We start from the raw sequence: 25,935 nt of genomic DNA, 5'->3' as shown, positions 1-25,935 counted from the left end.
TCCAGGGTCGTGGGGTGCTGGGAGAGGGGTCGGGATGAGCGCGGAGCCGGGCCGCCGGGGGACCGGCTCAGACGTTGTCGACGATGCCCACCCGCCCCTCCGCGCGCGAGCAGTGGGCGCCGCAGTACCAGTGGCCTTCCACCTCGACGCCCTGGCCGATGATGCGGCACCGGCAGTGCTCGCAGATGGGCGCCATGCGGTGGATGGCGCAGGAGAAGCAGTCGAAGACGTGCACCGCACCTTGTGCGTGCACTTCAAAGGACATGCCGTAGTCGTTTCCGCAGACCTCGCAACGTGCCATGCGCCACAGGGTGGGGCGCGGCGGCGGTGCGGGGCGAGCGGTCGGCGGGCGAGTCGTGCGGCAATCACCCGTCTGACGCCGGGCGGCGTGCCCCGTCGAGGAACGCCTGTGCGGTTACGACTCCGTGGCGGGCGTCACGTCCTGGAGGAGCTGTCCGAAGGCCGCCTCGTCGATCACCGGCGTGCCGAACGAGCGCGCCTTGACGGTCTTGGAGGTGCCGGACTCCGGGTCGTTCGTGACGAGGAGGCTCGTGAGGCGGGACACGCTCGTCGCGATGTGCAGCCCGGCCTCCACCGCCCGGTCCTCCAGGAGCTCGCGCTCCACGGAGGTGTCTCCGGAGAAGGCCACCCGCATGCCCTGCTTGAGCGGTTTGCCCGGTTCGTACCGCCCCGGGTTCGGGTGCGGGCACGGCGGCCGCTTGCGCGAGGGGCGCCAACTCCCGGGCCGGTACGAGGAGGCGGGCGCCGGGCCCGCCGACTGGCGGCCGATGCGGGGCGCGCCGTCGGACCACTCGGTGAGCGGCCGGCACTCCAGGAGCGGCAGGCGGACATTGCCGCCCGCCGCCGCGAGCAGACTGGGCCGGAACGCCTCGGCGAGCACGCGCGCGTCGTCCAGTGCGTTGTGCGCGTGGCGCTGCTCGACACCGAAGTGCGCGGCCAGCGACTCCAGCTTGTGGTTGGGCAGCGGGAGCGCCAGCTCCTTGGAGAGCGCGATGGTGCACAGCCGCTGGCGCACCGGGGCGGTGCGCTCCGCGCGTGCGTACTCCCTGGAGATCATCGACCAGTCGAAGACGGCGTTGTGCGCGACGAGGACGCGGCCGTCGAGGCGGGCGGCGAACTCCTCGGCGATGTCCCCGAAGAGAGGGGCGTCGGCGAGCATGGCGGTCGTGAGGCCGTGGATCCAGACCGGGCCCGGATCGCGCTGGGGGTTGACCAGCGTGTACCAGTGGTCCTCGATCTCGCCCCGGGCGTCCACGCGGTAGACGGCGGCCGACACTATGCGGTCGTCGCGGGCCAGGCCGGTGGTCTCCACGTCGACGACCGCGTACCCCGTTGGGTACGCGGCCGGCCAGGGGGCTGCGGACGCTGCGGTCGTGCGGTCTTCGAGCATGGTCCATGAGGATACGGGCCGCGACTGACAGTCAGGGCGCCGGTCCGAGCAGTCCGGTCACCAGAGCCTTGACGGAGACGTCGAACAACGCGGCCGGATCGTGCGGTCCGGCGAGCGCGCGGGCGAGCGCGCCGTCCTCCTCCGCGGTCCGCGCCGTCCACAGCTCCTCCTCGCCGGGGTGCTGCTGTGGGGCGCGTTCGCGGTTGCGCTCGACCAGGATGTGGCCGACGACATGGACCTGGACGGCGCGTACGGCATCGGCGGCACGGGCGCCGCGCAGCCCCGCCCCGTGCACCTCGTGCACGAGGGTCCGCTGGGCGGGCAGGAACATCCGTTCCGTCAGGCCCCGTTCGTGGACCATCGCGACGAGGTGCGGGTGGTCCAGGAGCTGGTGGCGCAGGGCGCGGGCCACGGAGGCGACGCGCTGCGCGGGGGTGCGGCCGGTGGCGCGGATCTCCCCGAGGTCGGCGAGCGTGCGCTCGACGAGGGCGTCCAGGAGCGACTCGCGGTTGCCGACGTGCCAGTAGATCGAGGTGACGGCGGTGCCGAGCTCGGCGGCGAGCGCCCGCATCGTGAGGGCCTCGGGGCCGTGCCGCTTGACGAGGCGCGCCGCGGTGGCGAGAACCCGCTCCCGGTCCAGATGCCCGCGGGCCTCCTTGGACGGGCGGGTCCGCGCTTCTTCGCGCTCTGTCTCTTTACCCTTCACGAGTCCTGTTGTAACTGTGTTACAGAACCGCCGCAAGTCCCGGCCGCGGACCCGATTCCGCGCTGACGAAGGGTGGTACGACATGGCACGCATTCGCTACGGAGCGCGCGACGAGACGGAGATCGCCGCCGCGCGCACGGCGAGTTCCAAGCTCCCCGACATCTGGTCGACGGGGGTGGTGGCCGTCTGGGAGAGCGATCCGGACGCGGTCGCCGCGGTCCTGCCACCGCCGCTGAAACCCACCGGGCGCCCGCTGGTGCGGGCGAACATCAGCAAGGTCGACCTGCCCGGCTATCCGCTGGGCGCGGGCTCGGTCGCCGTCGCCGCCGAGCACGGGGGAGTGCGGGGCTGGTATCCGCTGGTGATGCCGATGACCCACGAGCGGGCGCTGATCGGCGGGCGCGAGGTCTTCGGCGAGCCGAAGAAGCTCGGCGAGGTGGAGGTCGAGCGCGACGGCCTGGTGGTGCGGGCCTTCCTCGCCCGGCACGGCATCGCGTTCGTGGAGGTGCGCGGCGCGGTCAGCGGCGCCCTGCCGCTGCCCGAGCCGACCCGGAAGACCGACTTCTACTTCAAGTTCCTGCCCGCGGTGGACGGTTCGGGCTTCGACGCTGACCCGGTGCTCGTGCACTGCGTACGCAACGAGAAGGTCCGCAAGCTGGAGGCCGTCACCGGCGACGTCGTCCTGCGCGAGTCGATGTACGACCCGGTGGCCGACCTGCCCGTGCTCGCCCTCGTCGAGATCACCATCGGCGAGAAGACCACCGACCAGCAGGGCCGCGTCGTCGAGCGCGTCGACGCCCAGTCCCTGCTGCCCTACATCCACCAGCGCTACGACGACCCCGCGCAGATCCTCGACGGGCCGCCCGAGGGGAGCGCCTGAGATGGAGCTGCGCGCGGGACAGGTCGCCGTCGTCACGGGCGCGGCGAGCGGCATCGGACTCGCCATGGCACGGCGGTTCGCCGCGGACGGCCTGAAGGTGGTCCTCGCCGACGTCGAGGAGGGCGCCCTGGAGAAGGCGGCGGCCTCCTTGCGGGAGGACGGCGCGACGGTGCACGCGCGCGTGGTCGACGTCGGGACGCGCGAGCAGGTCTTCGCCCTCGCCGACGAGGCGTACGAGAAGTTCGGCGCCGTCCACGTGCTGTGCAACAACGCCGGGGTCGGCTCGGGCGCCGAGGGCCGCATGTGGGAGCACGAGCCGAACGACTGGAAGTGGGCCTTCGAGGTCAACGTCTGGGGTGTCTTCCACGGCATCCAGGCCTTCGTGCCGCGGATGATCGCGGGCGGCGAGCCGGGCCACGTCGTCAACACCTCCTCCGGGGACGGCGGCATCGCGCCGCTGCCCACCGCCTCCGTGTACGCGGTCACCAAGGCGGCCGTGGTGACGATGACCGAGTCGCTGTACGCCCACCTGAAGGCGGAGCACGCGCGCGTGGGCGCCTCCGTGCTCTTCCCCGGCCCCCACATGCTCCGTACCGGCCTCTGGGAGTCGCACCGCAACCGCCCCGGCCGCTACGCCAAGTCCCGCCCCCGCAGGACCCCTTACCGCAGCCTCGACCAGTGGGAGGCCGCGATGCGGGAGGCGGGCCAGGAGGTGGAGTTCACGCCGGTCGAGGAGGTCGCGGACTTCGTCGCGGAGGGCATCGCGGCCGGCCGCTTCTGGCTCCTGCCGGAGAGCGAGCACAGTGACCGGCAGATCGAGGCCAGGTCGCGCTCGATGCTAGAGCGCGCGAACCCGGCGTATCTGGAGAGCTTCATTCTGGACTGAAGGGCACGCCATGACCGACCACGACCAGGACCCCTACCTGATCATCTCCTCCGACTGCCACGCCGGGCTCCCCACCGAGGAGTACCGGCCCTACCTCGACAGCCGCTTCCACCGGGACTTCGACGCCTTCCTCGGCGAGCGCGACGCCCGCCGCGAGGAGGCGACTCGGCTCGGCATCCGCAACGACGCCTTCGCCGCCAAGTGGTTCCAGGACAACGAAGAGGGCCTGCGCGGCGGCTGGGACACCGCGCAGCGCCTCAAGGAACTGGACGGCGACGGCGTGGCCGCCGAGGTCGTCTTCCCCGACGCGGACGCCGTCGACAGCCGGACGGCCGCCCCCTTCGGAGTGGGCCTCGGCCTCTCCGGCGACCAGGACCCCGAGCTCGGCATGGCGGGCGCCCAGGCGCACAACCGCTGGCTCGCCGACTTCGTTGGCGGGCACGCCGAAAACGCGGCACGGCACTGCGGCGTCGCCCTGTTGCCCATCACCGGAGAGGTCGACCGCGTCGTCGCCGAGGTGCACCGCGCCAAGGAGTCCGGGCTCGGCGCGCTGATGATCCCCTCCATGTGGGTCGACAAGGCGCCCTACCACGACCGGCGTTACGACCCGGTGTGGGCGGCGGCGGCCGAGTGCGCGATGCCCGTGGTCACGCACTCCGGGGCGGCGCCCCGCCATGAGTATGGCGACCACCTCGGGATCTACGTCTCCGAAGTGACGTGGTGGCCCGCCCGCCCGCTGTGGTTCATGCTCTGGTCCGGCGTCTTCGAGCGCCACCCGGGGCTGAGGTTCGGCGTCGCGGAGTCCGGCTGCTGGTGGCTGCCGAACCTCCTGTGGTTCATGGACCGCCTCTACCTGGGCGCCCACGGCGGCAAGAAGCTCTCCCCCTTCGCGGAGCTGAAGCGCCCGCCGCACGAATACCTCGACCGGCAGATCTTCGTCTGCGCCACCAACACCAAGCGCCGCGAGCTCGCCCAGCGCTACGAGATCGGCGTCGACAACCTCCTCTGGGGCAGCGACTTCCCGCACCCCGAGGGCACCTGGCCGGACACGCGCGCGTGGCTGCGGAAGACCTTCCACGACATCCCGGTGGCGGAGACCCGCCGCATGCTCGGCCTCGCCGCCGCCGAGGTCTTCGGCTTCGACACGCGGAAACTCGCGCCGCTGGCCCGCCGCATCGGCCCGACACCGGCCGACCTCGGCCAGGACGGCGACCAGCGGGCCGTCGAGGCCTCCTGGGCGCGCTCGCGCGACGTGGGCCGCCACTGGCTGACCGACCACGACTTCCCGGTACTGGGGGCGGACACATGAGCGCACGGCGCACGACCGAGGACCGCTACACCGTCATCTCCGCGGACTGCCACGCGGGCGCCGATCTCCTGGACTACCGGCCCTACTTGGAGTCGCGCCACTACGACGCGTTCGACGCGTGGGCGGCCACCTACGTCAACCCGTACGAGGACCTCCTCGCGGACACCGCCGACCGCAACTGGAACTCGGACCGCCGCGTCGCCGAACTGGAGGCGGACGGCATCGTCGCCGAGGTCGTCTTCCCCAACACCATCCCGCCGTTCTTCCCCTCGGCGTCCCTGATGGCCCCGGCGCCGACCCGCGAGGAGTTCGAGCAGCGCTGGGCGGGCCTGCGCGCCCACAACCGCTGGCTCGCGGAGTTCTGCGCGGCCGCCCCCGGCCGCAGGGCGGGCGTCTTCCAGATCCTCCTGAACGACGTCGACCGGGCCGTCGAGGAGATCCACCGGTCGGTGGCGGCGGGCCTGACGGGCGGCCTCATGCTGCCCGGCACACCGCCGGGCTCCGGCCTGCCCGAGCTCCACTCGGCGGCGTACGACCCCATCTGGGCGGCCTGCGCCGAGCTGGGCGTGCCGGTCAACCACCACGCGGGCTCGGCCTCGCCGCCGCTCGGTGAGGAGCCGGCCGCGCGCGCGGTGTTCATGGTCGAGACGACGTGGTTCTCGCACCGGGCCCTGTGGCACCTCGTCTTCGGCGGCGCCTTCCGCCGCCACCCGGAGCTCAGGCTGGTCCTCACCGAACAGGGCTCGGGGTGGATACCCGGCGTGCTCGACATGCTGGACTACTACCACGAGCGGCTCGTCGCGGCGGCGCGCAAGGCCGGTGCCCCGGACACCGCCGAGGCCAAGTTCGGCGCGGGCCTCGCCGACGCGATGGGCAAGGGGCCCTCCGAAGTGTGGCGCGAGAGCTGCTTCGTGGGAGCGAGTTTCATGCGGCCCCACGAGGCGGCCCTGCGCGAGCGGATCGGCCTCGACAAGATCATGTGGGGCAGCGACTACCCGCACGACGAGGGGACGTACCCCTACTCGCGCGAAGGCCTGCGCATCTCCTACGCGGGCCTCCCGCGAGAGGAGATCGCGGCCATGGTCGGCGGCAACGCGGCCCGCGTCTACGGCTTCGACCTGGAGCGGCTCGGAAAGATCGCCGCGCGCGTGGGACCCACGGTCCAGGAACTGGACGCACCCCTCAAGGAGCCGCCCGCCGCCGCGACGAGCCCGGTGTTCGCGCCGGGAGGGTCGGTGCGGGTCTGGTGACGGGGGCGCCGCCCCGGACCTGCGGTGGCCGAGGGCACCGGACGGCGTGCCGCGTGCGGTCCTCCCGGCCCGGGCGGCCGGGGTGTGAGATCCCACCGGCGGGATTCTCGCCGTTTGAAGCCAGGAGTTTGGTGAGGATCACCAACAACCGCTCCCGTACCGCCGGTAATACTTGTGGGTAACAACCTCTAGTCGTGGACGAATAGCCGTTCTACGGTGCACGCATGTCCCCGAACCTGCCCGATGTCGTGCTGTGGTCCATCCCCGCCTTCGTGCTGCTGACCGTCGTCGAGATCGTGAGCCACCGGATCCATCCCGACGACGACGCCGCGGGGTACGAGACCAAGGACGCCGCCACCAGCATCGGCATGGGGCTCGGCAGCCTCGTCTTCGACTTCTTGTGGAAGATCCCGATCGTCGCGATCTACACGCTGGTCTACGAGCTGACCCCGCTGCGCGTGCCGGTCCTGTGGTGGACGGTCCCGCTGATGCTCCTCGCCCAGGACTTCTTCTACTACTGGTCGCACCGGGGCCACCACGTCATCCGCATCCTCTGGGCCTGCCACGTCGTGCACCACTCCAGCCGCAAGTTCAACCTCACGACGGCGCTGCGCCAGCCCTGGACGAGCCTCACGGTGTGGCCGTTCTACCTGCCGCTCATCGCCTGCGGCGTCCACCCGGCGGCGCTCGCGTTCTGCTCATCGGCCAACCTGGTCTACCAGTTCTGGATCCACACCGAGCGCATCGGGAAGCTGCCCCGCCCCTTCGAGTACGTCTTCAACACGCCCTCGCACCACCGCGTGCACCACGCGTCCCAGGGCGGCTACCTGGACCGCAACTTCGGCGGCATCCTGATCATCTGGGACCGGATGTTCGGTTCCTGGGTCGCCGAGACCGACCGCCCCGTGTACGGACTGACGAAGAACATCGACACGTACAACCCGCTGCGCGTCGCGACCCACGAGTACGCGGCCATCGCCAAGGACCTGAAGGCGGCCACCGGTTGGCGCGAGCGGGCCGGGCGCGTCTTCGGCGGCCCGGGCTGGCAGCCGAAGACCCCCGAGGCGCCCCCGTCAGCCGTGCCCGCCCCCGGCGTGAGCGTCCCGGAGCGGGCGGCGTGACGCGCCGGCCGGCGCCGGGGCTCCTGCTCGCCGCCTTCGGCGTCGCCGCGGCCGGCGACCTCGTCGCGCTCCTGGCGGACTCCGGCCCCGGCCACGCCGTCCTCAAGCCGCTGCTCATGCCCCTGCTCGCCGGGTACGCCGCCGCGCTCGGCGGCCCCCGGCTGCTGATCGTGGCCCTCCTCTTCGGCTGGGGCGGCGATACGTTCCTGCTCTTCGACGCCGAGCCCGCCTTCCTCGCCGGAATGGGCTCCTTCGCCGCCGGACACGTCTGTTACCTCGTGCTCTTCAGGCGGTACGGGGACATCCAGCGGTACGCGGCATACGGAGGCGGCGCCGGCTCGCCCCGCGCGCGGGGCGCGGGCCTGGTCTCCGCGTACGCCCTCGCCCTCGCCGGCACCGTCACCCTGCTCTGGCCCGACCTGCCGGCCGACATGCGGGGCCCGGTCGCGGGCTACAGCCTGCTGCTCACCGCCATGGCCTTCGGCGCGACCACACTCGGTGCCACGGCGGCCGCCGGAGGGGCACTGTTCCTGCTCTCGGACACCCTCATAGCGACCGGTGTCGCCGACTGGCCACAGGTGCCCCGCCCCGACTTCGCCATCATGATCACGTACATCGCGGCCCAGTTCCTGCTGGCCCGAGCGGTGCTCCGGACCGGCGCCGACGCGGAACCGCGCCCGGTGGAAGTCACCAGCGGATCGGTACCGGCACCGCGGTGAGCAGCGCCGAGAGCGCCACGACGAGGCCCAGCGCGATCACCTCCGCGCGCGCCGGAACGTACGCCGATACGCGGTCCGCCGTGCGGCGCAGCCGGCGGCGGGCCAGCAGCGCGAGCACCGCGACGGCGGCGACGAGCAGCAGTTTGGCGACCAGGGCGCGCCCGTAGGCCGTGTCGGTGAGCTGGTCGACGACCGTGCCCGGCGGCATGCGGCGCAGCGTGCTGCACACGCCGGTCGCCGTGATCGCGGCGAACAGGACGGCCGCCACGCGCGCGTAGAGGCCCAGTACCGCGGCGGCCTCCTGCGGAGCGGACGTCCGCCACCGGCGCAGCAGGCGCAGGACGTACAGCAGGCCGCCCGCCCACAGCGCGCCGCACGACAGGTGCACCAGGGTGAGGCCGCTGCCGACGAGCGGGGAGTCCTCCACCGGAGGGTGGGCCCGCAGCGCCTCCGCGACGATCACCGCGGCCAGCGGGAGCGCCGCGCAGGCCGGGCGCCGTGAGCGTGCGCAGAGCGCGGCCACGATGAAGGCGTTCACCTCCAGGAGGGCGAGCCTGCCGTCCCGGGTGTCGTAGAGCCGGCCGATGTCCAGGTCGGAGAGCTCCCGCGGGACGAGGTTGCCGTTGGCCACGATCGCGGCGAGCCCGAGGGCCGCGGCGCTCCCCGCCCACGCCGCCTGCGACGCCCAGCCGCGCGGCGCCCGGTTCAGCGGCGCGCCCGGCACCCGACGGGCGAGCCGGACGGCGAACACCTCGCCAAGGGGCACGGAGAGGGCGGCGAACAGGACCGCCCGCAGGAACGTGATCACGGCCGTGCCGGGCGCCTGGGCCTCGCCCGTGCCGCGCAGCGCCGCCGAGGGGCCGAACAGGGGAATCAGCGCGGCGACGACCACCAGGACGAGGACGGCGGCGGCGCGTCCCGCGGACGGGCGGCGGCGCGGGGCGCGGTGCGAGACGGGGGCGGGGGCCGGTATGCCGCTGGTGGCGTCGCCTCCGGGCTCGACGGACGGTCGTACGGAGCTCACCACAGGATCTTCACCAGGGGCCCCGCGACGGGCAAGTTCTGAGGGACAACCGGCGCAATACCGTTGCGAACAGACGTAAAGGTTCGGACGGGACACCTAGGCCGAGTGCGCGGTTCCCTCCGGCGCGGAGGCCGCCGACCACCACAGCCTGATCGACTTCTCCGGCTCCGACGGCCGCAGTTCCCACCCCTGGGCGGCCGCGGCCCGCACGACGTAGTGGCCGCCGACACCGCGGTAGACGCGGCGCGGGATCTCGCACTCGGTGGGCGGCCGCGGCTTCCTGGGCTCGCGCGGGGCCGAGGCCCTGGCGGTCCACCGGGCCAGCTGCTTGTCGACCTCGGCACGGTAGTGCTCGGTGTCCCCCTCGTACCGCGCCTCGGACCAGAGCACGCACCAGCGGGGGAGCGTGGTGATCCGCCCCATCGCGCTGTCCATGAACCGGTCGAAGCCCTTCTCGTACGAGGAGCTCACGGCGGCGACGACCTCGGTGAGCAGGCCGATGGCGAGGGTGGCGCAGAAGACCACGATCCCGAACGCGATCCAGAACGGCATGAACACCACGGTCGCGGCGAACCGGAGCATCAACTGCCACCGGGGCCGCACGGGCCAGGCCACCCACGCCTGCGTGCCGGATCCGACGAACTGACCGTCCCTGTATTCGTACATGGTTCGACATCCTCTCCCGCGCCGCTCGCGAAGGGCCGGGCGGCCTGCGACCGCCCGGCCCGAACCACCGCGAAGCGGCTCTACTTGCGCACGGCGTCCAGCGCGTCGGCCATGCCCACGCCGTAGAAGCCGTTCTTGTTCCGGCCGCCCTCGCAGACCGCGTCGACCTTGCCGTCACCGTCGAAGTCGTACGGATCGGTGCACGCCATCCGGTCCGCCTGGCGGTACATGAGCTCCTTCACCCGCGCCGCGGAGGCGTGCGGGTGCGTGGACTTGACCAGTGCGGCGAGGCCCGCGACGTGCGGGGACGCCATCGACGTACCGGCCTTGTAGCCGAACTTGCCGCCCGGCAGCGTCGACAGGATCCGGCCGTCGACGGCCGGTGCCTGCGGGGGCTGGTACTTGGTGGAGTCGCCGCCCGGCGCCGCGATGTCGATGACGCCCTTGCCGTAGTTCGAGTACGACGACTTGATGCCCTTCGCGCCGGTGGCGGAGACCGTCACGACACCCGGCAGCTGCGACGGGATGTCGAAGCAGTCCTTGGTCTTGACGGTCCGCGGCACCGGAGTGGTGTCGTCGGGGCTGGAGTCGTCGAGGATCTCGTCCTGGGCGAGGTCGGTCTTCGCGTTGCCCGCGGCCGCGACGTTCACCGCGCCCTTGCGCTCGGCGTACCTGGTCGCCCGGCCGACCGCGTCGACCAGGGCCTTCTGGTCGTCGTCGGTCGTGCAGTTGAACAGCCACGGGTCGGTGTAGTAGCTGGAGTTGGTGACGTCGACGCCGTGGTCGGCCGCCCACACGAAGCCGCAGACGACGGCCTCCGTGTAGTACATGCCGGTCGCGGGCTCGGCCACCTTCAGGCTCGCCACCTTCACGCCGGGCGCGACGCCCGTGACGCCGGTGCCGTTCTTCGCGGCGGCGATGGTGCCCGCCACGTGCATGCCGTGGTCGCTCTCGCCGGACACCGGACGCCAGGCGTCGCCCTTCTGGACGGGTATGCCGCCCAGGCAGCTCGCCGAGGCCCCGCGGTCGAAGTTCGGCGCGATGTCGGGGTGCGTGTCGTCGACCCCCGAGTCGAGCACGCCGACGGTGACCTTTCGGCTGCCGAGCGAGATCTCGTGCGCCTTGTCCGCCTTCATGGCGGGCAGGTCCCACTGCAGGGGCTCCAGCTCGTCCTGGCCCGCCGATGCCTTGCCGGCCGCGGCCTTCGCCTCGGCGGCGGTCAGCGGCCGCTCCGACTCCAGGGCGTCGTCCGCCTGCGCGGAGAGCGGCGCGGTGCGGGTCGCGCCCGCCGAGTCGACGCCCTTGACCTTGCGGATCGTCTTCGCGAAGTCCGGGTTCGCCGAGTGGACGACGATGACGCCGATGCGGTCGTACGCGATGACGACGGAGCCGCCGGCCTTGGCGATGGCCTTCTCGACGCGTGCCGAAGTGCCCTTGCCTGGACGGACGTTCACGACGTAGCTCATCGAGGCGGCGTCGGACGCGGAGGCCGGGGCGGAGGCCGCGGCCGGGGCGTCCGGCAGCGCCGCGGGTCGCGCCGACGCCGTGCCCGGCAGGAAGGCGACGGCGCAGACCATCGCACCGCCCAGCGGCAGGGCGAGCGCGCGGCGCGAGCGCAGGAAGGCGGCGGCCGTGGTGTGGGACCTGGTCACGAGCTGTCTCCTCTTCACTTCTTCTTCACGGCGTCGAGCGCGTCGACGAGCCCGCTGCCGTAGAAGCCGTTCTTGCCCTTGCCACCGCTCTGGCAGACCGCGTCGATGTCGCCGTCGCCGTCGGGGTCGTACGCGGACGGGCACTCCAGGCGGTCCGCCTGCTTCTTCAGGAGCCGCTGGAGCTCGGCCGGGCCCGCCTTGGGGTGCGTGGACTTGATGAGCGCGGCGACGCCGGCGGCATGCGGCGAGGCCATCGAGGTGCCCTGCAGCCAGCCGTACTCGCCGCCCGGCATGGTGGAGAGGATGCGGCCGTTCTTCGACGGGGTGTCGGCCGGGATCTGGAACTTGTCGCCGCCGGGGGCCGCGATGTCGATGACGCCCTTGCCGTAGCTGGAGTAGATCGACTTCAGGTTCTTCACGCCGGTCGCGCTGACGGTGACGACACCGGGCAGCTGGGTCGGCACGTCGAAGCACTCGTGCGGGTCGATGGTGCGGGGCACCGGAGTGGAGTCGTCCGGGCTGGAGGAGTCGACGATCGCGTCCGAGTCCAGGTCGTGGTTGGAGTTGCCCGCGGAGGCCAGGTTGAGGGTGCCCTTCTTCTGGGCGTACAGCTGGGCGCGGTTGACCGCGTCGAGGATGGCCTTCTGGTCCGGGTCGTCCTTGCAGTTGTACAGCCACGGGTCCACGTAGTAGCTGTTGTTGGTGATCTCGACGCTGTGCTCGGCGGCGAACACGAACGCGCAGACCACGTTCTCCGGGTAGAACAGCTCGTCGACCGGGTCGGCGACCTTGATGCCCGCCACCTTCACGCCGGGCGCGACACCGGCCACGCCGACGCCGTTGCGCGCGGCGGCTATCTCGCCCGCCACGTGCGTGCCGTGGTAGCTGTCCTTCGTCGCCGGGCGCCAGGCCCCGGCCGAGGTGTCCGCCTTGCCGCCGACACAGCTCGCGGACTGCGCGGCCGAGAAGTTGGGGGCGAGGTCCGGGTGGGTGTCGTCGATGCCGGTGTCGATCACGGCGACGGTGACCTTCTTGCTGCCCGGGTTGATCTTCGCCGCCCGGTCGGCGCCGATCGCCCGCAGGTCCCACTGGTCCGCTTCCATGGGCTCGTCGCCCGGCGCGGCCTGCTGCTTCAGGGACTTGGCCGCGGCCTTGCCGAGGAGCTTCGCCGGGCCGTCGTCGGTGGTGCCCGCTGCCTTCAGCGGCGACGTGTGGGTCGCGCCCGCGGACTGCACGCCGCGGACGCCGCGTATCCGCTCGCCGAACTCCGGATTGGCGGAGTGGGCGACGATGACGCCGATCTTCTCGTGGGTGACGACGACGGTGCCGCCGGCCCTGGCTATCTCCCGCTTCACGGACGCGATCGTCCTGGGGTCCGTACGGGTGTTGACGACGTACGCGAAGACGGGGGCGTCCTGCGCGGCCTGCGCCGACACGGGGGCGGGTGAGTCGTCCGGGGCCGCGGTGGCGGAGCCGGGCATGAAGCCGACCGAGGCGGCGAGGGCGAGGCCGAGCGGCACGGTGAGCGCCGTACGACGTCTGGAACGCAGATGAGCCATGGGATCTCCACATCATCCGGAGACGAGAACCGCATGCGGAATTGCAAACGGAACTGCCCGAACACGACCGGTGCTCGGGCAGGTACATGACGGGTGGTTCAGGGTGAAGCTAACCCTGAAACTCCCAGGCCAGCAATGACTTACCGAAGAAATGGGGGAGTTCGGCCACGTCGCGGGCCCCGGCAGGACGTTGAGCAGAGAACGGAAGCAACATCAACCCCCTGTCGGATCACGTCCCGTGGCCTTAGCATCGCCATCCGTGGCCCACGTGATCCGCGTCACTCCGGACGTGAGGCCCGAGAGCTCATGGAACAACTGTCCGTCCCCACCCCACCCGCCCCACGAGGAGACTCCGTGGCCACCGACGCACCGCCCCCCTCGAAGGGTGGCGCAGGAAAAGAACCCGCTCCCCACGCGCCCTCCACGGAGGAGTTCATCGAGGTGCAGGAGAGCGCGGACTTCGCTGAACTGCGCAGCTCACACCGCTCGTTCGCCTTCCCGCTCACCATCGCCTTCATCGCCTGGTACCTCGTGTACGTCCTGCTCTCCAACTACGCGGGCGACTTCATGGGCACCAAGCTGTTCGGCAACATCAACGTCGCCCTGGTCCTCGGCCTCGGGCAGTTCCTGACCACGTTCCTCATCGCCTGGTTCTACTCGCGGTACGCCGCCGCGAAGCTCGACCCGAAGGGCGAGGCGATCAAGTCCCGCATGGAGACCCGCATGGAGGGCGACGCATGAGCCACGCGCACCCCGCCGTCATCGACCTGGCGGCGGCGACCGACGCCTCCGAGCACCGGACGCTGATCATCAGCCTCTTCGCGGTGTTCGTCGTCGCGACCCTCTTCATCACCGTGTGGGCCGGGCGGCAGACCAAGAGCGCCGCCGACTTCTACGCGGGCGGCCGCCAGTTCACCGGCTTCCAGAACGGCCTGGCGATCTCCGGCGACTACATGTCCGCCGCGTCCTTCCTCGGCATCGCGGGCGCCATCGCCCTCTTCGGATACGACGGCTTCCTCTACTCCATCGGCTTCCTGGTCGCCTGGCTCGTGGCACTCCTCCTGGTCGCCGAACCCCTGCGCAACTCCGGGCGGTACACGATGGGCGACGTCCTCGCGTACCGCATGCGCCAACGCCCGGTCCGCACCGCGGCCGGCACCTCCACCATCGTCGTCTCGATCTTCTACCTGCTCGCGCAGATGGCGGGCGCCGGCGTCCTGGTCTCGCTGCTGCTCGGCATCACCTCCGACGCAGGCAAGATCCTCATCGTCGCCCTCGTCGGCGTCCTGATGATCGTCTACGTCACCATCGGCGGCATGAAGGGCACCACCTGGGTGCAGATGGTGAAGGCCGTCCTGCTCATCGCGGGCACCATCCTCATCACCTTCCTGATCCTCCTGAAGTTTGACTTCAACGTCTCCGACCTGCTCGGCACCGCCGCCTCCAACAGCGGCAAGGGCTCCGCCTTCCTGGAGCCCGGTCTCAAGTACGGCGCGAGCGGCACCACCAAGCTGGACTTCATCTCGCTCGGCATCGCCCTGGTCCTGGGCACCGCCGGCCTGCCGCACATCCTGATCCGCTTCTACACGGTGCCCACCGCCAAGGCCGCCCGTAAGTCCGTGAACTGGGCCATCGGCATCATCGGCGCCTTCTACCTGATGACGATCATCCTCGGCTTCGGCGCCGCCGCCCTGCTCAAGCCCGGCGACATCATCGCCTCCAACAAGGCGGGCAACACCGCGGCGCCGCTCACCGCCATGGAGATCGGCGGCGGTGGCGACTCCACCGGCGGCGCGCTCCTGCTCGCGGTGATCTCCGCGGTCGCCTTCGCCACGATCCTCGCGGTCGTCGCGGGCCTCACCCTGGCCTCGTCGTCCTCGTTCGCGCACGACATCTACGCCAACGTCATCCGCAAGGGCAAGGCCACCGAGAAGGAGGAGATGAAGGCCGCCCGGTGGGCGACCGTCTTCATCGGCGTCGTCTCCATCGCGCTCGGCGCCCTCGCCCGCGACCTGAACGTGGCGGGCCTGGTCGCCCTCGCCTTCGCGGTCGCGGCCTCCGCCAACCTGCCCACCATCCTCTACAGCCTGTTCTGGAAGCGGTTCACGACGCAGGGCGCGCTCTGGTCCATCTACGGCGGCCTCGTCGCCGCCGTCGGCCTGGTGCTGTTCTCACCGGTCGTCTCCGGCAAACCCAGCTCGATGTTCCCCGACGCGAACTTCGACTACTTCCCGCTGGAGAACCCGGGCCTGATCTCCATCCCGCTGGGCTTCCTGCTCGGCTGGCTCGGCTCGCTCCTCTCCAAGGAGGAGCCGGACAAGGGCAAGTACGCTGAGCTGGAGGTCAAGTCCCTCACCGGCGTCGGAGCCCACTGACGGCCATTTGTTCACACGTTCGTAGCGGCCGCGTCGTAGAGTCCTACGACGCGGCCGCTGCGTTCCTCGTGGCAAATGGCCCATGGCGTTGTCAGAGGTCTGGCGTAAGGTCGAAAGCAGTCGGGAACATCAGCACCAACCGCCGGGGAGGGGCCGCAGTGCTCATTGACACCTATGGCCGCGTAGCCACTGACCTGCGCGTATCACTGACCGACCGCTGCAATCTGCGCTGTACGTACTGCATGCCGGAGGAAGGCCTGCAGTGGCTGGCCAAGCCCGACCTGCTCACCGACGACGAGATCGTCCGCCTCGTGCGCATCGCCGTCACCCGGCTCGGCATCACCGAGGTCCGCTTCACCGGCGGCGAGCCGCTCCTGCGCCCCGGCCTCGTCGGCATCGTCGAGCGCTGCGCCCAGCTGGAGCCCCGCCCGAAGATGTCCCTGACGACGAACGGCATCGGTCTCAAGCGCACCGCCAAGGCCCTCAAGGCCGCGGGCCTGGACCGGGTCAACGTCTCCCTGGACACTCTGCGCCCCGACGTGTTCAAGACACTCACCCGCCGTGACCGCCACAAGGACGTCCTCGAAGGCCTCGAAGCGGCCCGCGACGCCGGCCTCACCCCGGTCAAGGTCAACACCGTCCTGATGCCGGGGCTGAACGACGACGAGGCCCCCGACCTCCTCGCCTGGGCCGTCGAGAACGAGTACGAGCTGCGCTTCATCGAGCAGATGCCCCTCGACGCCCAGCACGGCTGGAAGCGCGACGGCATGATCACGGCCGGTGACATCCTGCAGTCCCTGCGCACCCGCTTCGAGCTCACCGAGGAAGGCTCCACGGAGCGCGGCTCGGCACCCGCGGAGCGCTGGATCGTCGACGGCGGCCCGCACCGCGTCGGCGTCATCGCCTCGGTGACCCGCCCGTTCTGCTCGGCCTGCGACAGGACCCGGCTGACCGCCGACGGACAGGTGCGCACCTGCCTCTTCGCCACCGAGGAGACCGACCTGCGCGGAGCGCTGCGGGCGGCCCCCGAGGACACCACGGACGGCTCGGACGAGGCGATCGCCCGCATCTGGAAGCTCGCGATGTGGGGCAAGAAGGCGGGCTCGGGCCTGGACGACCCGTCGTTCCTGCAGCCGGAGCGCCCGATGTCGGCGATCGGCGGCTGACGGACACTACCCGGCCAGGACCCTAGCCCTGGCCGCCGTCGGCCTCGCGCGCCCGCCACTCCTCAAGGGCGACGACATCCTTCAACATGCCGCGTACACCGAGGAATTGGGCGAGATGCTCGCGGTGCTCCTCGCACGCGAGCCACGTCTTGCGCCGCTCCGGCGTATGGATCTTGGGGTTGTTCCAGGCGAGCACCCAGACCGCGTCGACGCGGCAGCCCTTGGCGGAACAGATGGGGATTTCGTCACTCACAGTCGCGTCCAAGTGCTTCACAACAAGGCGACGCCGAGCAGCCACGGGGGGAGCTGCCCGGCGTCGGTCTGTCGCTCCGACGGGGGATGCGGAGCGCGTACGAAGTATGTCATGGGGGACCCGGTGACTGGCACCGGAACTACATGATTGATCTGAGGTTTTCTTGAGCTTGGCGCAACGTCGACGGTCAGCTCTGTTCGCTCGCGGCGCCCCGCCGCTGGTCGTGCGAGGGCTCCAGGGGATCTTCCTGGGCGGATTCCGCGGCACCGGCCGCGACCGGCGGCGCCAGCATTGGCCGAGAAGGAGCGGGCACGAACGTCGACGGCAGGGACGGTATGTTCTCCCGGCCGGCGTTGGCGATCACGACCGAGACGTACGGCAGGAGGATTCCGAGGACCAGGGCGACGAGCGCGACGTGCCGCTCGACGTTCCACAGCACGGCCGCGGCCACCACGGACACGGTCCGTACCGACATGGAGATCACATACCGGCGCTGCCTGCCCCGGACATCCTCCGCGAGACCCTGCCGGGCCCCCGTGATCCGGAAGACCTGGCCGCTGCTCTGCTTCCGCATCACGCTCCACCGCCCTGTCCGCTGTGCCGGACTCTCCCTGAGACGTGCCCCGGTCCGACCGGCTCAACGTTACGCCGCGGCTGCGCAGCCTACGAGACCGGGGCAGCCCTCACCTCGGTGCTCCTCCTGCGCCGTGCCACGTATGGCGGTGCCCGACATGCGCCGTATGGCGGACCGGACGACACTGTCCGTAACGCTCATGTAGAGCTACGAGGAGGCAGCTATGGGCTGGTTGTGGGCGATCATCGTGGGATTCGTGCTGGGGCTGATTGCCAAGGCGATCCTGCCCGGGAAGCAGCACAGTCCGCTCTGGCTGACCACGGTGTTCGGCATCATCGGAGCCGTCCTGGGCAACTGGCTCGCGACGCAGTTCGGCATCAACGAGACCAAGGGCATCGACTGGGGCCGCCACGCGCTGCAGCTGGTGGCGGCGGTGGTCGTCGTCGGCCTGGGTGACGCGGCGTACAAGATGATCCGGGGCAACCGACGAACGGCCTGACCGCGCGGAGAGGGCCGGGTCCGCACGGACCCGGCCCTCTCGTGTGCGCGGGGCCGGTCAGCCGGCCGTGACCTCGACCGCGGCCAGGTTCTTCTTGCCGCGGCGCAGCACGAGCCAGCGGCCGTGCAGCAGCTCCGTACGGTCCGGCACGGCGTCCTCGGCGGGGACCTTCACGTTGTTCACGTAGGCACCGCCCTCCTTGACCGTGCGCCGGGCCGCCGACTTGCTCGCCACCAGGCCGACCTCGGCGAGCAGATCGACGACCGGGCCGAGCTCGGCGACCTCGACGCGCGGCAGCTCGGAGAGCGCCGCGGCCAGCGTCGCCTCGTCCAGCTCGGCGAGCTCGCCCTGGCCGAACAGCGCCTTCGACGCGGCGATGACCGCGGCGCACTGGTCCGCGCCGTGCACCAGCGTGGTCAGCTCCTCGGCGAGCGCGCGCTGCGCGGCACGCGCCTGCGGACGCTCCTCGGTCTGCTTCTCGATCTCCTCCAGCTCCTCGCGGGACTTGAAGGACAGGATCCGCAGGTACGTCGAGACGTCCCGGTCGTCCGTGTTCAGCCAGAACTGGTAGAACGCGTACGGCGTGGTCATCGCCGGGTCGAGCCAGATCGCGCCGCCCTCGGACTTGCCGAACTTGGTGCCGTCCGACTTGAGCATCAGCGGCGTGCCGAGCGCGTGGACCGTGGCGTCCGGCTCCAGGCGGTGGATCAGGTCGATGCCCGCCGTGAGGTTGCCCCACTGGTCGCTGCCGCCGGTCTGCAGCACGCAGCCGTACCGCCGGTAGAGCTCCAGGAAGTCCATGCCCTGCAGGAGCTGGTAGCTGAACTCCGTGTAGGAGATGCCCTCCTGGGACTCCAGGCGGCGGGCCACGGAGTCCTTGGTCAGCATCTTGTTCACGCGGAAGTGCTTGCCGATGTCGCGCAGGAACTCGATCGCGGACATGCCCGCGGTCCAGTCGAGGTTGTTCACCATCGTCGCGCCGTTCTCGCCCTCGAAGGACAGGAAGGGCTCGATCTGCGAGCGCAGCCGGGACACCCAGTTCGCGACCGTCTCCGGGTCGTTCAGGGTGCGCTCGGCGGTCGGCCGCGGGTCGCCGATCTGGCCCGTGGCCCCGCCGACCAGCGCGAGCGGACGGTGCCCCGCCTGCTGCAGCCTGCGGACGGTGAGGACCTGCACCAGATGCCCGACGTGCAGGCTCGCCGCGGTCGGGTCGAAGCCGCAATAGAACGTGACGGGACCGTCCGCGAGCGCCTTGCGCAGTGCGTCTTCATCGGTGGACAGGGAGAAGAGTCCCCGCCACTTCAGCTCGTCGACGATGTCCGTCACGGTCTCGTGTCTCCTTGGGTGTGCCTGTGCGTCGCACGGAAGTGCAAGGTCCGAGGTTATACGCCCTGGCTGACGGAACTCATATTGAAATCCGGGACGCGCAGCGCGGGCATGGCGGCCCGGGTGAAGTAGTCGCCCCACTCGCGGGGCAGCGTCTTCTCGGTGCGGCCCGCCTCGGTAGCCCGGCCGAGCAGGTCGACCGGCGACTCGTTGAACCGGAAGTTGTTCACCTCGCCCACGACCTCGCCGTGCTCGACGAGGTACACGCCGTCCCTGGTCAGGCCGGTGAGCAGCAGCGTCGCCGGGTCGACCTCGCGGATGTACCAGAGGCAGGTGAGGAGCAGCCCGCGCTCGGTGGCCGCGACCATCTCCGCCAGGGAGCGGTCGCCGCCGCCGTCCAGGACGAGGTTGTCGACGGCCGGTGTCACCGGCAGCCCGGCCGGGCCCGCGCTGTGCCGGCTGGTGACCAGGTGAGCGAGGTCACCGGCGCGGATCCACTCGGTGGCGGCCAGCGGCAGACCGTTGTCGAAGACGGAGGAGTCACCGCCCGATGCGTGCGCGAGCACGAACGGCGCCGCCTCCAGGCCCGGCTCGTGCGGGTCGCTGCGCATCGTCAGCGGCAGCCCCGCGATCCGCTCGCCCAGGCGCGTCGCGCCGCCCGGCTTGGAGAACACGGTGCGGCCTTCCGCCGCGTCGCGGGCCGACGACGACCACATCTGGTAGATCAGCAGGTCCGCGACGGCGGTCGGCGGCAGCAGCGTCTCGTACCGTCCGGCGGGCAGGTCGATGCGCCGCCGCGCCCACCCGAGGCGCCGCGCGAGCTCCGCGTCTAGCGCCGTCGGGTCCACGTCCTTGAAGTCGCGGGTGGCCCGCCCCGCCCACGCCGACCTGGTGCGGTCGGGCGACTTGGCGTTGAGCTCGAACGTGCCGGTCGGCTGGTCGTGGCGCAGCCGCAGCCCCGTCGACGTACCGAGGTAGCTGGAGACGCGACTGTGGTTCGCGAAGCCGTACAGCTCGCGCCCGCCCGCCCGGGCCCGGGCGAACGCCTCGCCGAGCGCCGGGGCGAAGTCCGCGAAGACGGCGGAGGAGGTCTCGGCGGGGGCCTCGGTGAAGTCCGGGGACGCGGCGGTGCCGGTCACGAGCGGCTGCGCGTCCTCGGCGGGACCAGCGCCGCGCGCCGCCTTCTCCGCGGCCCGCACCAGCGGCTCCAAGTCGTCCGCGGTCACGGCCGAGCGCGTCACGACGCCGGAGGCGGTGCCCTCCTTGCCGTCGACGGTCGCGATGACGGTGAGGGTGCGGCCACGGGTGACGCCGTTGGTGGTCAGCGCGTTGCCCGCCCAGCGGAGATTGGCCGTGGACTCCTCGTCGGCGATCACCACGCAGCCGTCGGCGGTGGACAGTTCGAGGGCGCGCTCGACGATCTCGTGGGGCTTGGGCTTGCGCATCGACGGGCTCATCGGCCGGCCTCCTTGCGGGCACCGCCCGGCGGTGAACACGGATGTGGCGGGACCAGTACGGTCGCGGTCGCTATGTGCACGCGGTCAGCCATGCCGGTGAGCGTAGCCGCCCATGGGCGCGGACACGGCGAAAGACCCCTCTGTTCTCCGTACGACTGTTCTCCGTACGGGGGCTGCATCCGTGGCATCAGCGGCTTGTCCCAGGGCCTACCCCTCCGCTGCCGACTCCGGCCGGGCGGGCGGTACGTCGGGCAGCAGTCCGGCGTCGATGACGTCCAGGGCGACCTGGCTGAGCAGGGTCCGGTGGTGGCGTGCGTACCGGCGCATGGCGCCGAAGGCCTGGTTGAGGGGGATGTTGCGGCGGGCCGCCAGGATGCCTTTGGCCTGCTCGATGGTGATGCGGCTCTGCAGGGCGGTGTGCAGCTGTGTGTTGACGGTCTCCTGCCGGCCGACGGTGCGGGCGTGCAGCAGGCCGATGGTGGCCGCGTCGGCGAGCGCCTGGGCGAGCCGCAGGTCGTCGGCCGCCAGCGACCGGTCGCCGGTGTGCAAGAGGAGCAGGCTGCCGATGCTGTCCTCGCGCAGCCGCATCGGCACGGCGCTGGGCGGCGCGTAACCGGCCTGCCGGGCCTGCGTGACCAACCGCGGCCAGCGCGCGGCCGTGTCGTCGGCCGAGACGTCGGGCACGACCTGCCGGGCGCTGTGGTACGCCTCCACGCCCGGGCCCTCCTGAAGGGCCACTTCCAGTACGCGCTGCAGACCGATGCCGGGGTCGCAGGGCGCGGGACTGTAGAGGGGGGAGCCGGGGTGGGTGAGGAGGACCGCGGCATCGGTGATGTCCCCGAGCTCGGTGCAGCGGACGGTCATCTGCTGGAGGAATTCGATGAGGTCGAAGCCCGCTACCAGGGTGTCGGCCAGTTCCACGAACGTGCGTGCAATGTGCTCTTCCCTGCTCATGCTCCTTCTTCCCACATCCCCCTCGGACGATGCCCGCTGCCCCGAAGGGCCACAATTCCCGGCGCTCACCACGGCAGCTCCCGATGGATCACGGCGCGGGCGGTGTCCGTCAGGGACTGGCCGGAGGAGTAGGCCTGTCCCCGCAGCCTGATGAGGGCCTCGGGCATCGCTACACCGAGTCTCTCGCTCAGGACTCCGGTGGCCTGGTGGACCTCGGCCCGGTGCAGGTCCACCGCTCCCGCGTGCCCGGGGCCGTCCTGCCCGTTGGCCGTCTCCGGCCAGTGCACCAGCAGATGTGCGGCCAGCGTGTCGGCCACGAGCCGCCCCTCCGCCCGTTGCTTCTCGCTCAGCGCGCCCACCGAACGCCGGTAGCCGGTCAGCGTCCCGAGGGGCGCCGCGCCCACGCGCACCGGCCACACGAACACGGCCGCCACGCCCAGCTTCCGTGCCTCGGGCACGAACTGCGGCCAGTGCTTCATCAGCAGCCGGTCGAGGTCGGGTACTTCCCGCGCCTCTGTCCCTGCGGGGAGGAGCAGACCGGGTCCCTGCCCCAGGACGAACTGCACATCCTCCAGACGCGCACTGGTCTGATCGCTGAACCAGATCAGCTCGCCCCTCAAGGAGACGGCCACGCCATCAAGTCCCAGGGCGTGCGCACAGTCAACCGCCCATGTCCGGCGCTGTTCCTCGTTCTCCGCCGAATCCAGGCTGCCCAGCAACTCCTGGACAGTCGCACCACTGTTCACACAGGCTCCCCCTCGGTCATCCCGAGCAGACCCGGCGCGTCGTATCCACGGTGCAGCGCCGACCGCCACCTTCACCGTAGCGCCGGCCCGCGGCACCGGCGGGGTCTTCCTCCCAACCCCCGCCTCCCACCACCGGGAAGAGGGATCCACCAGAACACTTGAGTCAGGACCGCCCGGACTCCTCGGACGTGTTCAGGATGTTCACTCCGCGGAACACCGCGGTGGGGCACCCGTGCGACACCGACGCGACCTGGCCGGGCTGGGCCTTTCCGCAGTTGAAGGCGCCTCCGAGGACGTAGGTCTGAGGGCCTCCGACGGCCTGCATCGAGCCCCAGAACTCAGGGGTGATGCCCTGATAGGCGAAGTCCCGGACCTGCCCGCAGAGGCGGCCGTTGCGGATCGCGTAGGCCCGCTGACCCGTGAACTGGAAGTTGTAGCGCTGCATGTCGATCGACCACGAGCGGTCCCCGACCACGTAGATCCCGCGGTCGACGCCCGCGATCAGGTCGTCCGTGGAGAGCCCGCCCGGGTCCGGCTTGAGCGACACGTTCGCCATGCGCTGCACCGGCACGTGGCCGGGGGAGTCCGCGTACGCGCAGCCGTTGGAGCGTTCGAAGCCGGTGAGCCTCGCCATGCGGCGGTCCAGCTGGTAGCCGACCAGCGTGCCGTCCTTGACCAGGTCCCAGGACTGCGCGGCCACCCCCTCGTCGTCGTACCCGATGGTCGCGAGGCCGTGCTCGGCGGTCCGGTCGCCCGTCACGTTCATCAGCGACGAGCCGTACGCGAGCGTGCCGAGCCGGTCGAAGGTGGCGAACGACGTACCCGCGTACGCCGCTTCGTAGCCGAGCGCGCGGTCCAGCTCGGTGGCGTGGCCGATGGACTCGTGGATCGTCAGCCAGAGGTTGGAGGGGTGGACGACCAGGTCGTACGAGCCGGCCCGGACGCTCGGCGCCCGCATCTTCTCGGCCAATTGCTCGGGAATCATGGCGAGTTCGCCGTCCCAGTCCCAGCCGGTACCCGTGAGGTACTCCCAGCCGCGGCCGGCCGGCGGCGCGATCGTCCGCATCGAGTCGAACTCACCGCTCGCCTCGTCCACCGCCACCGCGGTCAGCTCCGGGTGCAGCCGCACGCGCTGCTGCGTGGTCACCGTCCCCGCCGTGTCCGCGTAGAACTTGTTCTCGTGCACGGTGAGCAGCGAGGCGTCCACGTGCGCGACGCCGTCCGCGGCGAGCAGCCGGGCGCTCCAGTCGGCGAGCAGCCCCGTCTTCTCCTCGTCCGGCACGGTGAACGGGTCGATCTCGTACGAGGAGATCCACGTCCGGTCCGCGTGCACCGGCTCGTCCGCGAGCTCGACCCGGTCGTCCGTGCCCGCGGCCTTGCCGACCTGCGCGGACAGCTTGGCCATCGCCACCGCCTGGGACGCGACCCGCGCCGCCGCGTCCATGGTCATGTCGACGCCCGAGGCGAAGCCCCAGGTGCCGCCGTGCACCACACGCACGGCGTACCCGAGGTCCGTGCTGTCGCTGGAGCCGGACGGTCTGGCGTCGCGCAGCCGCCAGGACGCGCTGCGCACCCGCTCCAGGCGGAAGTCCGCGTGGTCGGCGCCGAGCGCCCGGGCGCGGGCCAGCGCGGCGTCGGCGAGCGCGCGCAACGGCAGCGCCGTGAAGGCTTCATCGATGGAACGAGGCACGCGTGTCTCCCCTGCTTTCGGCACCGGTCGGGTCCGATCATGTCGCTCCGGCGGCTCGGGGGCCAGGGGTCCCGGCGCTGAGGTCAGGGCTTTCTGTAGGGATCTGACAGCGGGGCCTCTGCGCCACTGTCGGTCGTCGATTCTCCGTATCGAGGACGGTACCGATAGGTTTTCGAGGTACCAGACAGCTATCGAAAGGGTGATCCGTTGAGCCGCTCGGTTCTCGTCACCGGAGGAAACCGGGGCATCGGCCTCGCCATCGCCCGCACCTTCGCCGACGCCGGCGACAAGGTCGCGATCACCTTCCGCTCGGGTGAGCCACCGCAGGAACTCACCGACGCCGGTGTCCTCGCCGTCAAGTGCGACATCACGGACCCCGAGCAGGTGGAGCAGGCCTACAAGGAGATCGAGGAGAAGCACGGGAACGTCGAGGTCCTGGTCGCCAACGCCGGCATCACCAAGGACCAGCTCCTGATGCGCATGACCGAGGAGGACTTCACGTCCGTCCTCGACACCAACCTCACCGGCACCTTCCGCGTCGTCAAGCGCGCCAACCGCGGCATGCTGCGCGCCAGGAAGGGCCGCGTCGTCCTCATCTCCTCCGTCGTCGGCCTCCTCGGCGGTGCGGGACAGGCGAACTACGCCGCCTCGAAGGCGGGTCTGGTCGGCTTCGCCCGCTCGCTCGCCCGCGAGCTCGGGTCGCGCAACCTCACCTTCAACGTCGTAGCCCCCGGTTTTGTCGACACCGACATGACCAAGGTGCTGACGGACGAGCAGCGCGAGGGCATCGTCGCCCAGGTGCCGCTCGGCCGCTACGCGCAGCCCGAGGAGATCGCCTCCGCGGTGCGGTTCCTCGCGTCCGACGACGCCTCGTACATCACTGGAGCCGTCATCCCCGTTGACGGCGGATTGGGCATGGGTCACTGATCACCATGAGCGGAATTCTCGACGGCAAGAAGATCCTGATCACGGGCGTTCTGATGGAGTCCTCCATCGCGTTCCATGCGGCCAAGGTCGCGCAGGAGCAGGGCGCCGAGGTCATCCTCACCGCCTTCCCGCGCCCCACGCTCACCGAGCGCATCGCCAAGAAGCTGCCCAAGCCCGCCAAGGTCATCGAGCTCGACGTGACCAACCAGGAGCACCTGGACCGCCTCGCGGGCCTGGTCAAGGACGAGCTCGGCGGTCTGGACGGCATCGTCCACTCCATCGGCTTCGCCCCGCAGGGCGCCTTCAACTTCCTGGAGGCGACCTTCGAGGACGTCTCCACGGCGATGCACGTCTCGGCGTTCTCCCTGAAGTCGCTCACCATGGCCTGCCGCCCGCTGATGCCGAACGGCGGCTCCGTCGTGGGTCTGACCTTCGACGCGCAGTACGCCTGGCCGAAGTACGACTGGATGGGCCCGGCCAAGGCCGCCCTCGAGGCGACCTCGCGCTACCTCGCCCGCGACCTGGGCAAGGAGAACATCCGCTGCAACATGATCTCCGCGGGCCCCATCGGCTCCATGGCCGCCAAGTCCATCCCGGGCTTCGCCGACCTCGCGGACATCTGGAACACCCGTTCCCCGCTGAGCTGGGACATGGCCGACCCGGAGCCCGCGGGCCGCGGCATCGTCGCCCTGCTCTCGGACTTCTTCCCGAAGACCACCGGCGAGATCATCCACGTCGACGGCGGCGTGCACATGATGGGTGCCTGACCAGGCACTTCGCCCGGT

26 protein-coding genes are annotated in these 25,935 nt (G+C 71.1%); 12 read left to right on the top strand and 14 right to left on the bottom strand.

The window, feature by feature from the left end; translation table 11 throughout:
* Positions 1-67: 67 nt before the first annotated feature.
* From ACFVYL_RS02765 to ACFVYL_RS02755, 3 genes are all read right to left on the bottom strand, one after another.
* Complete coding sequence (locus ACFVYL_RS02765) at positions 68-301, bottom strand: hypothetical protein (protein ID WP_150166323.1); 234 nt, start codon at positions 299-301, stop codon at positions 68-70.
* 114 nt (positions 302-415) lie between these two features.
* A complete protein-coding gene (locus ACFVYL_RS02760; RefSeq protein ID WP_389712504.1) occupies positions 416-1,411 on the bottom strand; it encodes a DEDDh family exonuclease in 996 nt (331 codons plus the stop codon).
* A gap of 31 nt (positions 1,412-1,442) precedes the next feature.
* On the bottom strand, positions 1,443-2,117 hold the full coding sequence (locus ACFVYL_RS02755; RefSeq protein ID WP_389712503.1) for a TetR/AcrR family transcriptional regulator: 675 nt from the start codon (positions 2,115-2,117) through the stop codon (positions 1,443-1,445).
* Between the two features lie 82 nt (positions 2,118-2,199).
* Between ACFVYL_RS02755 and ACFVYL_RS02750 the strand changes: the two genes are divergently transcribed.
* The 6 genes from ACFVYL_RS02750 to ACFVYL_RS02725 all read left to right on the top strand — a co-directional run bounded on the left by ACFVYL_RS02750 (position 2,200) and on the right by ACFVYL_RS02725 (position 8,282).
* Complete coding sequence (locus tag ACFVYL_RS02750) at positions 2,200-2,997, top strand: acetoacetate decarboxylase family protein (protein WP_389712502.1); 798 nt, start codon at positions 2,200-2,202, stop codon at positions 2,995-2,997.
* A 1-nt stretch (position 2,998) separates the two neighbouring features.
* Positions 2,999-3,883, top strand: a complete 885-nt coding sequence (locus ACFVYL_RS02745; RefSeq protein WP_389712501.1) for an SDR family NAD(P)-dependent oxidoreductase — start codon at positions 2,999-3,001, stop codon at positions 3,881-3,883.
* 10 nt (positions 3,884-3,893) lie between these two features.
* Positions 3,894-5,192 (top strand): amidohydrolase family protein, encoded by a 1,299-nt coding sequence (locus tag ACFVYL_RS02740; RefSeq protein WP_389712500.1) that lies wholly within the window; start codon positions 3,894-3,896, stop codon positions 5,190-5,192.
* Positions 5,189-6,442, top strand: a complete 1,254-nt coding sequence (locus ACFVYL_RS02735) for an amidohydrolase family protein (protein ID WP_389712499.1) — start codon at positions 5,189-5,191, stop codon at positions 6,440-6,442. Before ACFVYL_RS02740 ends, ACFVYL_RS02735 begins: the two co-directional genes overlap by 4 nt.
* Positions 6,443-6,666: 224 nt before the next feature.
* Positions 6,667-7,563 (top strand): sterol desaturase family protein, encoded by an 897-nt coding sequence (locus ACFVYL_RS02730; RefSeq protein WP_389712498.1) that lies wholly within the window; start codon positions 6,667-6,669, stop codon positions 7,561-7,563.
* On the top strand, positions 7,560-8,282 hold the full coding sequence (locus ACFVYL_RS02725) for a lysoplasmalogenase (protein ID WP_389712497.1): 723 nt from the start codon (positions 7,560-7,562) through the stop codon (positions 8,280-8,282). Before ACFVYL_RS02730 ends, ACFVYL_RS02725 begins: the two co-directional genes overlap by 4 nt.
* On the opposite strand, the gene ACFVYL_RS02720 is transcribed toward ACFVYL_RS02725, so the two are convergent.
* The 4 genes from ACFVYL_RS02720 to ACFVYL_RS02705 form a co-directional block, all read right to left on the bottom strand.
* On the bottom strand, positions 8,251-9,255 hold the full coding sequence (locus ACFVYL_RS02720) for a CopD family protein (RefSeq protein WP_389712982.1): 1,005 nt from the start codon (positions 9,253-9,255) through the stop codon (positions 8,251-8,253). The two genes, ACFVYL_RS02725 and ACFVYL_RS02720, sit on opposite strands and share 32 nt — an antisense overlap.
* 147 nt (positions 9,256-9,402) lie before the next feature.
* A complete protein-coding gene (locus ACFVYL_RS02715; protein ID WP_389712496.1) occupies positions 9,403-9,972 on the bottom strand; it encodes a hypothetical protein in 570 nt (189 codons plus the stop codon).
* Positions 9,973-10,052: 80 nt separating this feature from the next.
* A complete protein-coding gene (locus ACFVYL_RS02710; protein WP_389712981.1) occupies positions 10,053-11,549 on the bottom strand; it encodes a S8 family serine peptidase in 1,497 nt (498 codons plus the stop codon).
* A gap of 89 nt (positions 11,550-11,638) precedes the next feature.
* On the bottom strand, positions 11,639-13,183 hold the full coding sequence (locus ACFVYL_RS02705) for a S8 family serine peptidase (protein ID WP_389712495.1): 1,545 nt from the start codon (positions 13,181-13,183) through the stop codon (positions 11,639-11,641).
* Between the two features lie 354 nt (positions 13,184-13,537).
* Between ACFVYL_RS02705 and ACFVYL_RS02700 the strand changes: the two genes are divergently transcribed.
* The 3 genes from ACFVYL_RS02700 to moaA all read left to right on the top strand — a co-directional run bounded on the left by ACFVYL_RS02700 (position 13,538) and on the right by moaA (position 16,724).
* Positions 13,538-13,924: a DUF485 domain-containing protein gene (locus ACFVYL_RS02700; RefSeq protein ID WP_389712494.1), complete on the top strand. Its 387-nt coding sequence runs from the start codon at positions 13,538-13,540 to the stop codon at positions 13,922-13,924.
* Positions 13,921-15,558 carry a cation acetate symporter gene (locus ACFVYL_RS02695; RefSeq protein WP_389712493.1) on the top strand — a complete coding sequence of 546 codons (1,638 nt, stop codon included), beginning with the start codon at positions 13,921-13,923 and terminating at the stop codon, positions 15,556-15,558. The genes ACFVYL_RS02700 and ACFVYL_RS02695 overlap by 4 nt, the downstream gene beginning before the upstream one ends.
* 158 nt (positions 15,559-15,716) lie before the next feature.
* Positions 15,717-16,724 carry a GTP 3',8-cyclase MoaA gene (gene moaA, locus ACFVYL_RS02690; RefSeq protein ID WP_389712492.1) on the top strand — a complete coding sequence of 336 codons (1,008 nt, stop codon included), beginning with the start codon at positions 15,717-15,719 and terminating at the stop codon, positions 16,722-16,724.
* Positions 16,725-16,746: 22 nt separating this feature from the next.
* On the opposite strand, the gene ACFVYL_RS02685 is transcribed toward moaA, so the two are convergent.
* Positions 16,747-16,977 carry a hypothetical protein gene (locus ACFVYL_RS02685; protein WP_389712491.1) on the bottom strand — a complete coding sequence of 77 codons (231 nt, stop codon included), beginning with the start codon at positions 16,975-16,977 and terminating at the stop codon, positions 16,747-16,749.
* 187 nt (positions 16,978-17,164) lie between these two features.
* The gene (locus ACFVYL_RS02680) at positions 17,165-17,551 is read right to left on the bottom strand and encodes a DUF3099 domain-containing protein (RefSeq protein ID WP_389712490.1); all 387 of its coding nucleotides are present in this window, start codon (positions 17,549-17,551) and stop codon (positions 17,165-17,167) included.
* Positions 17,552-17,774: 223 nt separating this feature from the next.
* Between ACFVYL_RS02680 and ACFVYL_RS02675 the strand changes: the two genes are divergently transcribed.
* The gene (locus tag ACFVYL_RS02675) at positions 17,775-18,050 is read left to right on the top strand and encodes a GlsB/YeaQ/YmgE family stress response membrane protein (RefSeq protein ID WP_389712489.1); all 276 of its coding nucleotides are present in this window, start codon (positions 17,775-17,777) and stop codon (positions 18,048-18,050) included.
* A 57-nt stretch (positions 18,051-18,107) separates the two neighbouring features.
* Here ACFVYL_RS02675 and tyrS read toward each other — a convergent pair whose 3' ends face one another.
* The 5 genes from tyrS to ACFVYL_RS02650 all read right to left on the bottom strand — a co-directional run bounded on the left by tyrS (position 18,108) and on the right by ACFVYL_RS02650 (position 24,223).
* Positions 18,108-19,376: a tyrosine--tRNA ligase gene (gene tyrS, locus ACFVYL_RS02670; protein ID WP_389712488.1), complete on the bottom strand. Its 1,269-nt coding sequence runs from the start codon at positions 19,374-19,376 to the stop codon at positions 18,108-18,110.
* A gap of 56 nt (positions 19,377-19,432) precedes the next feature.
* Complete coding sequence (locus ACFVYL_RS02665; RefSeq protein WP_389712487.1) at positions 19,433-20,833, bottom strand: metallopeptidase TldD-related protein; 1,401 nt, start codon at positions 20,831-20,833, stop codon at positions 19,433-19,435.
* A 207-nt stretch (positions 20,834-21,040) separates the two neighbouring features.
* Entirely contained in the window at positions 21,041-21,787 is a 747-nt protein-coding gene (locus ACFVYL_RS02660) for an ANTAR domain-containing protein (RefSeq protein ID WP_389712486.1), read from the bottom strand.
* Between the two features lie 65 nt (positions 21,788-21,852).
* Positions 21,853-22,533, bottom strand: coding sequence for an ANTAR domain-containing protein (locus tag ACFVYL_RS02655; protein ID WP_389712485.1), 681 nt, complete (start codon positions 22,531-22,533; stop codon positions 21,853-21,855).
* 163 nt (positions 22,534-22,696) lie between these two features.
* Positions 22,697-24,223 carry a TldD/PmbA family protein gene (locus tag ACFVYL_RS02650; RefSeq protein WP_389712484.1) on the bottom strand — a complete coding sequence of 509 codons (1,527 nt, stop codon included), beginning with the start codon at positions 24,221-24,223 and terminating at the stop codon, positions 22,697-22,699.
* Positions 24,224-24,430: 207 nt separating this feature from the next.
* On the opposite strand from ACFVYL_RS02650, the gene fabG reads away from it, so the two are divergent.
* Together fabG and fabI are read left to right on the top strand one after the other, a co-directional pair.
* Positions 24,431-25,150 carry a 3-oxoacyl-[acyl-carrier-protein] reductase gene (gene fabG / locus ACFVYL_RS02645; RefSeq protein WP_389712483.1) on the top strand — a complete coding sequence of 240 codons (720 nt, stop codon included), beginning with the start codon at positions 24,431-24,433 and terminating at the stop codon, positions 25,148-25,150.
* 5 nt (positions 25,151-25,155) lie between these two features.
* Positions 25,156-25,917 carry an enoyl-ACP reductase FabI gene (gene fabI, locus ACFVYL_RS02640; RefSeq protein WP_389712482.1) on the top strand — a complete coding sequence of 254 codons (762 nt, stop codon included), beginning with the start codon at positions 25,156-25,158 and terminating at the stop codon, positions 25,915-25,917.
* Positions 25,918-25,935 lie beyond the last annotated feature (18 nt).

It is taken from the genome of Streptomyces sp. NPDC058308, assembly GCF_042880275.1.
Classification (GTDB): domain Bacteria; phylum Actinomycetota; class Actinomycetes; order Streptomycetales; family Streptomycetaceae; genus Streptomyces.
Note: the sequence above shows the minus strand (reverse complement) of the source record. Positions and strands in the feature narration are given on the sequence as shown.

Bases quoted from the DNA above. Each gene is read 5' to 3' on its own strand.
- ACFVYL_RS02765 (WP_150166323.1), bottom strand. From the start codon at position 301: ATGGCACGTTGCGAGGTCTGCGGAAACGACTACGGCATGTCCTTTGAA.
- ACFVYL_RS02760 (WP_389712504.1), bottom strand. From the start codon at position 1,411: ATGCTCGAAGACCGCACGACCGCAGCGTCCGCAGCCCCCTGGCCGGCC.
- ACFVYL_RS02750 (WP_389712502.1), top strand. From the start codon at position 2,200: ATGGCACGCATTCGCTACGGAGCGCGCGACGAGACGGAGATCGCCGCC.
- ACFVYL_RS02745 (WP_389712501.1), top strand. From the start codon at position 2,999: ATGGAGCTGCGCGCGGGACAGGTCGCCGTCGTCACGGGCGCGGCGAGC.
- ACFVYL_RS02740 (WP_389712500.1), top strand. From the start codon at position 3,894: ATGACCGACCACGACCAGGACCCCTACCTGATCATCTCCTCCGACTGC.
- ACFVYL_RS02735 (WP_389712499.1), top strand. From the start codon at position 5,189: ATGAGCGCACGGCGCACGACCGAGGACCGCTACACCGTCATCTCCGCG.
- ACFVYL_RS02730 (WP_389712498.1), top strand. From the start codon at position 6,667: ATGTCCCCGAACCTGCCCGATGTCGTGCTGTGGTCCATCCCCGCCTTC.
- ACFVYL_RS02715 (WP_389712496.1), bottom strand. From the start codon at position 9,972: ATGTACGAATACAGGGACGGTCAGTTCGTCGGATCCGGCACGCAGGCG.
- ACFVYL_RS02710 (WP_389712981.1), bottom strand. From the start codon at position 11,549: ATGGTCTGCGCCGTCGCCTTCCTGCCGGGCACGGCGTCGGCGCGACCC.
- ACFVYL_RS02705 (WP_389712495.1), bottom strand. From the start codon at position 13,183: ATGGCTCATCTGCGTTCCAGACGTCGTACGGCGCTCACCGTGCCGCTC.
- ACFVYL_RS02695 (WP_389712493.1), top strand. From the start codon at position 13,921: ATGAGCCACGCGCACCCCGCCGTCATCGACCTGGCGGCGGCGACCGAC.
- ACFVYL_RS02680 (WP_389712490.1), bottom strand. From the start codon at position 17,551: ATGCGGAAGCAGAGCAGCGGCCAGGTCTTCCGGATCACGGGGGCCCGG.
- ACFVYL_RS02675 (WP_389712489.1), top strand. From the start codon at position 17,775: ATGGGCTGGTTGTGGGCGATCATCGTGGGATTCGTGCTGGGGCTGATT.
- ACFVYL_RS02665 (WP_389712487.1), bottom strand. From the start codon at position 20,833: ATGAGCCCGTCGATGCGCAAGCCCAAGCCCCACGAGATCGTCGAGCGC.
- ACFVYL_RS02660 (WP_389712486.1), bottom strand. From the start codon at position 21,787: ATGAGCAGGGAAGAGCACATTGCACGCACGTTCGTGGAACTGGCCGAC.
- fabI (WP_389712482.1), top strand. From the start codon at position 25,156: ATGAGCGGAATTCTCGACGGCAAGAAGATCCTGATCACGGGCGTTCTG.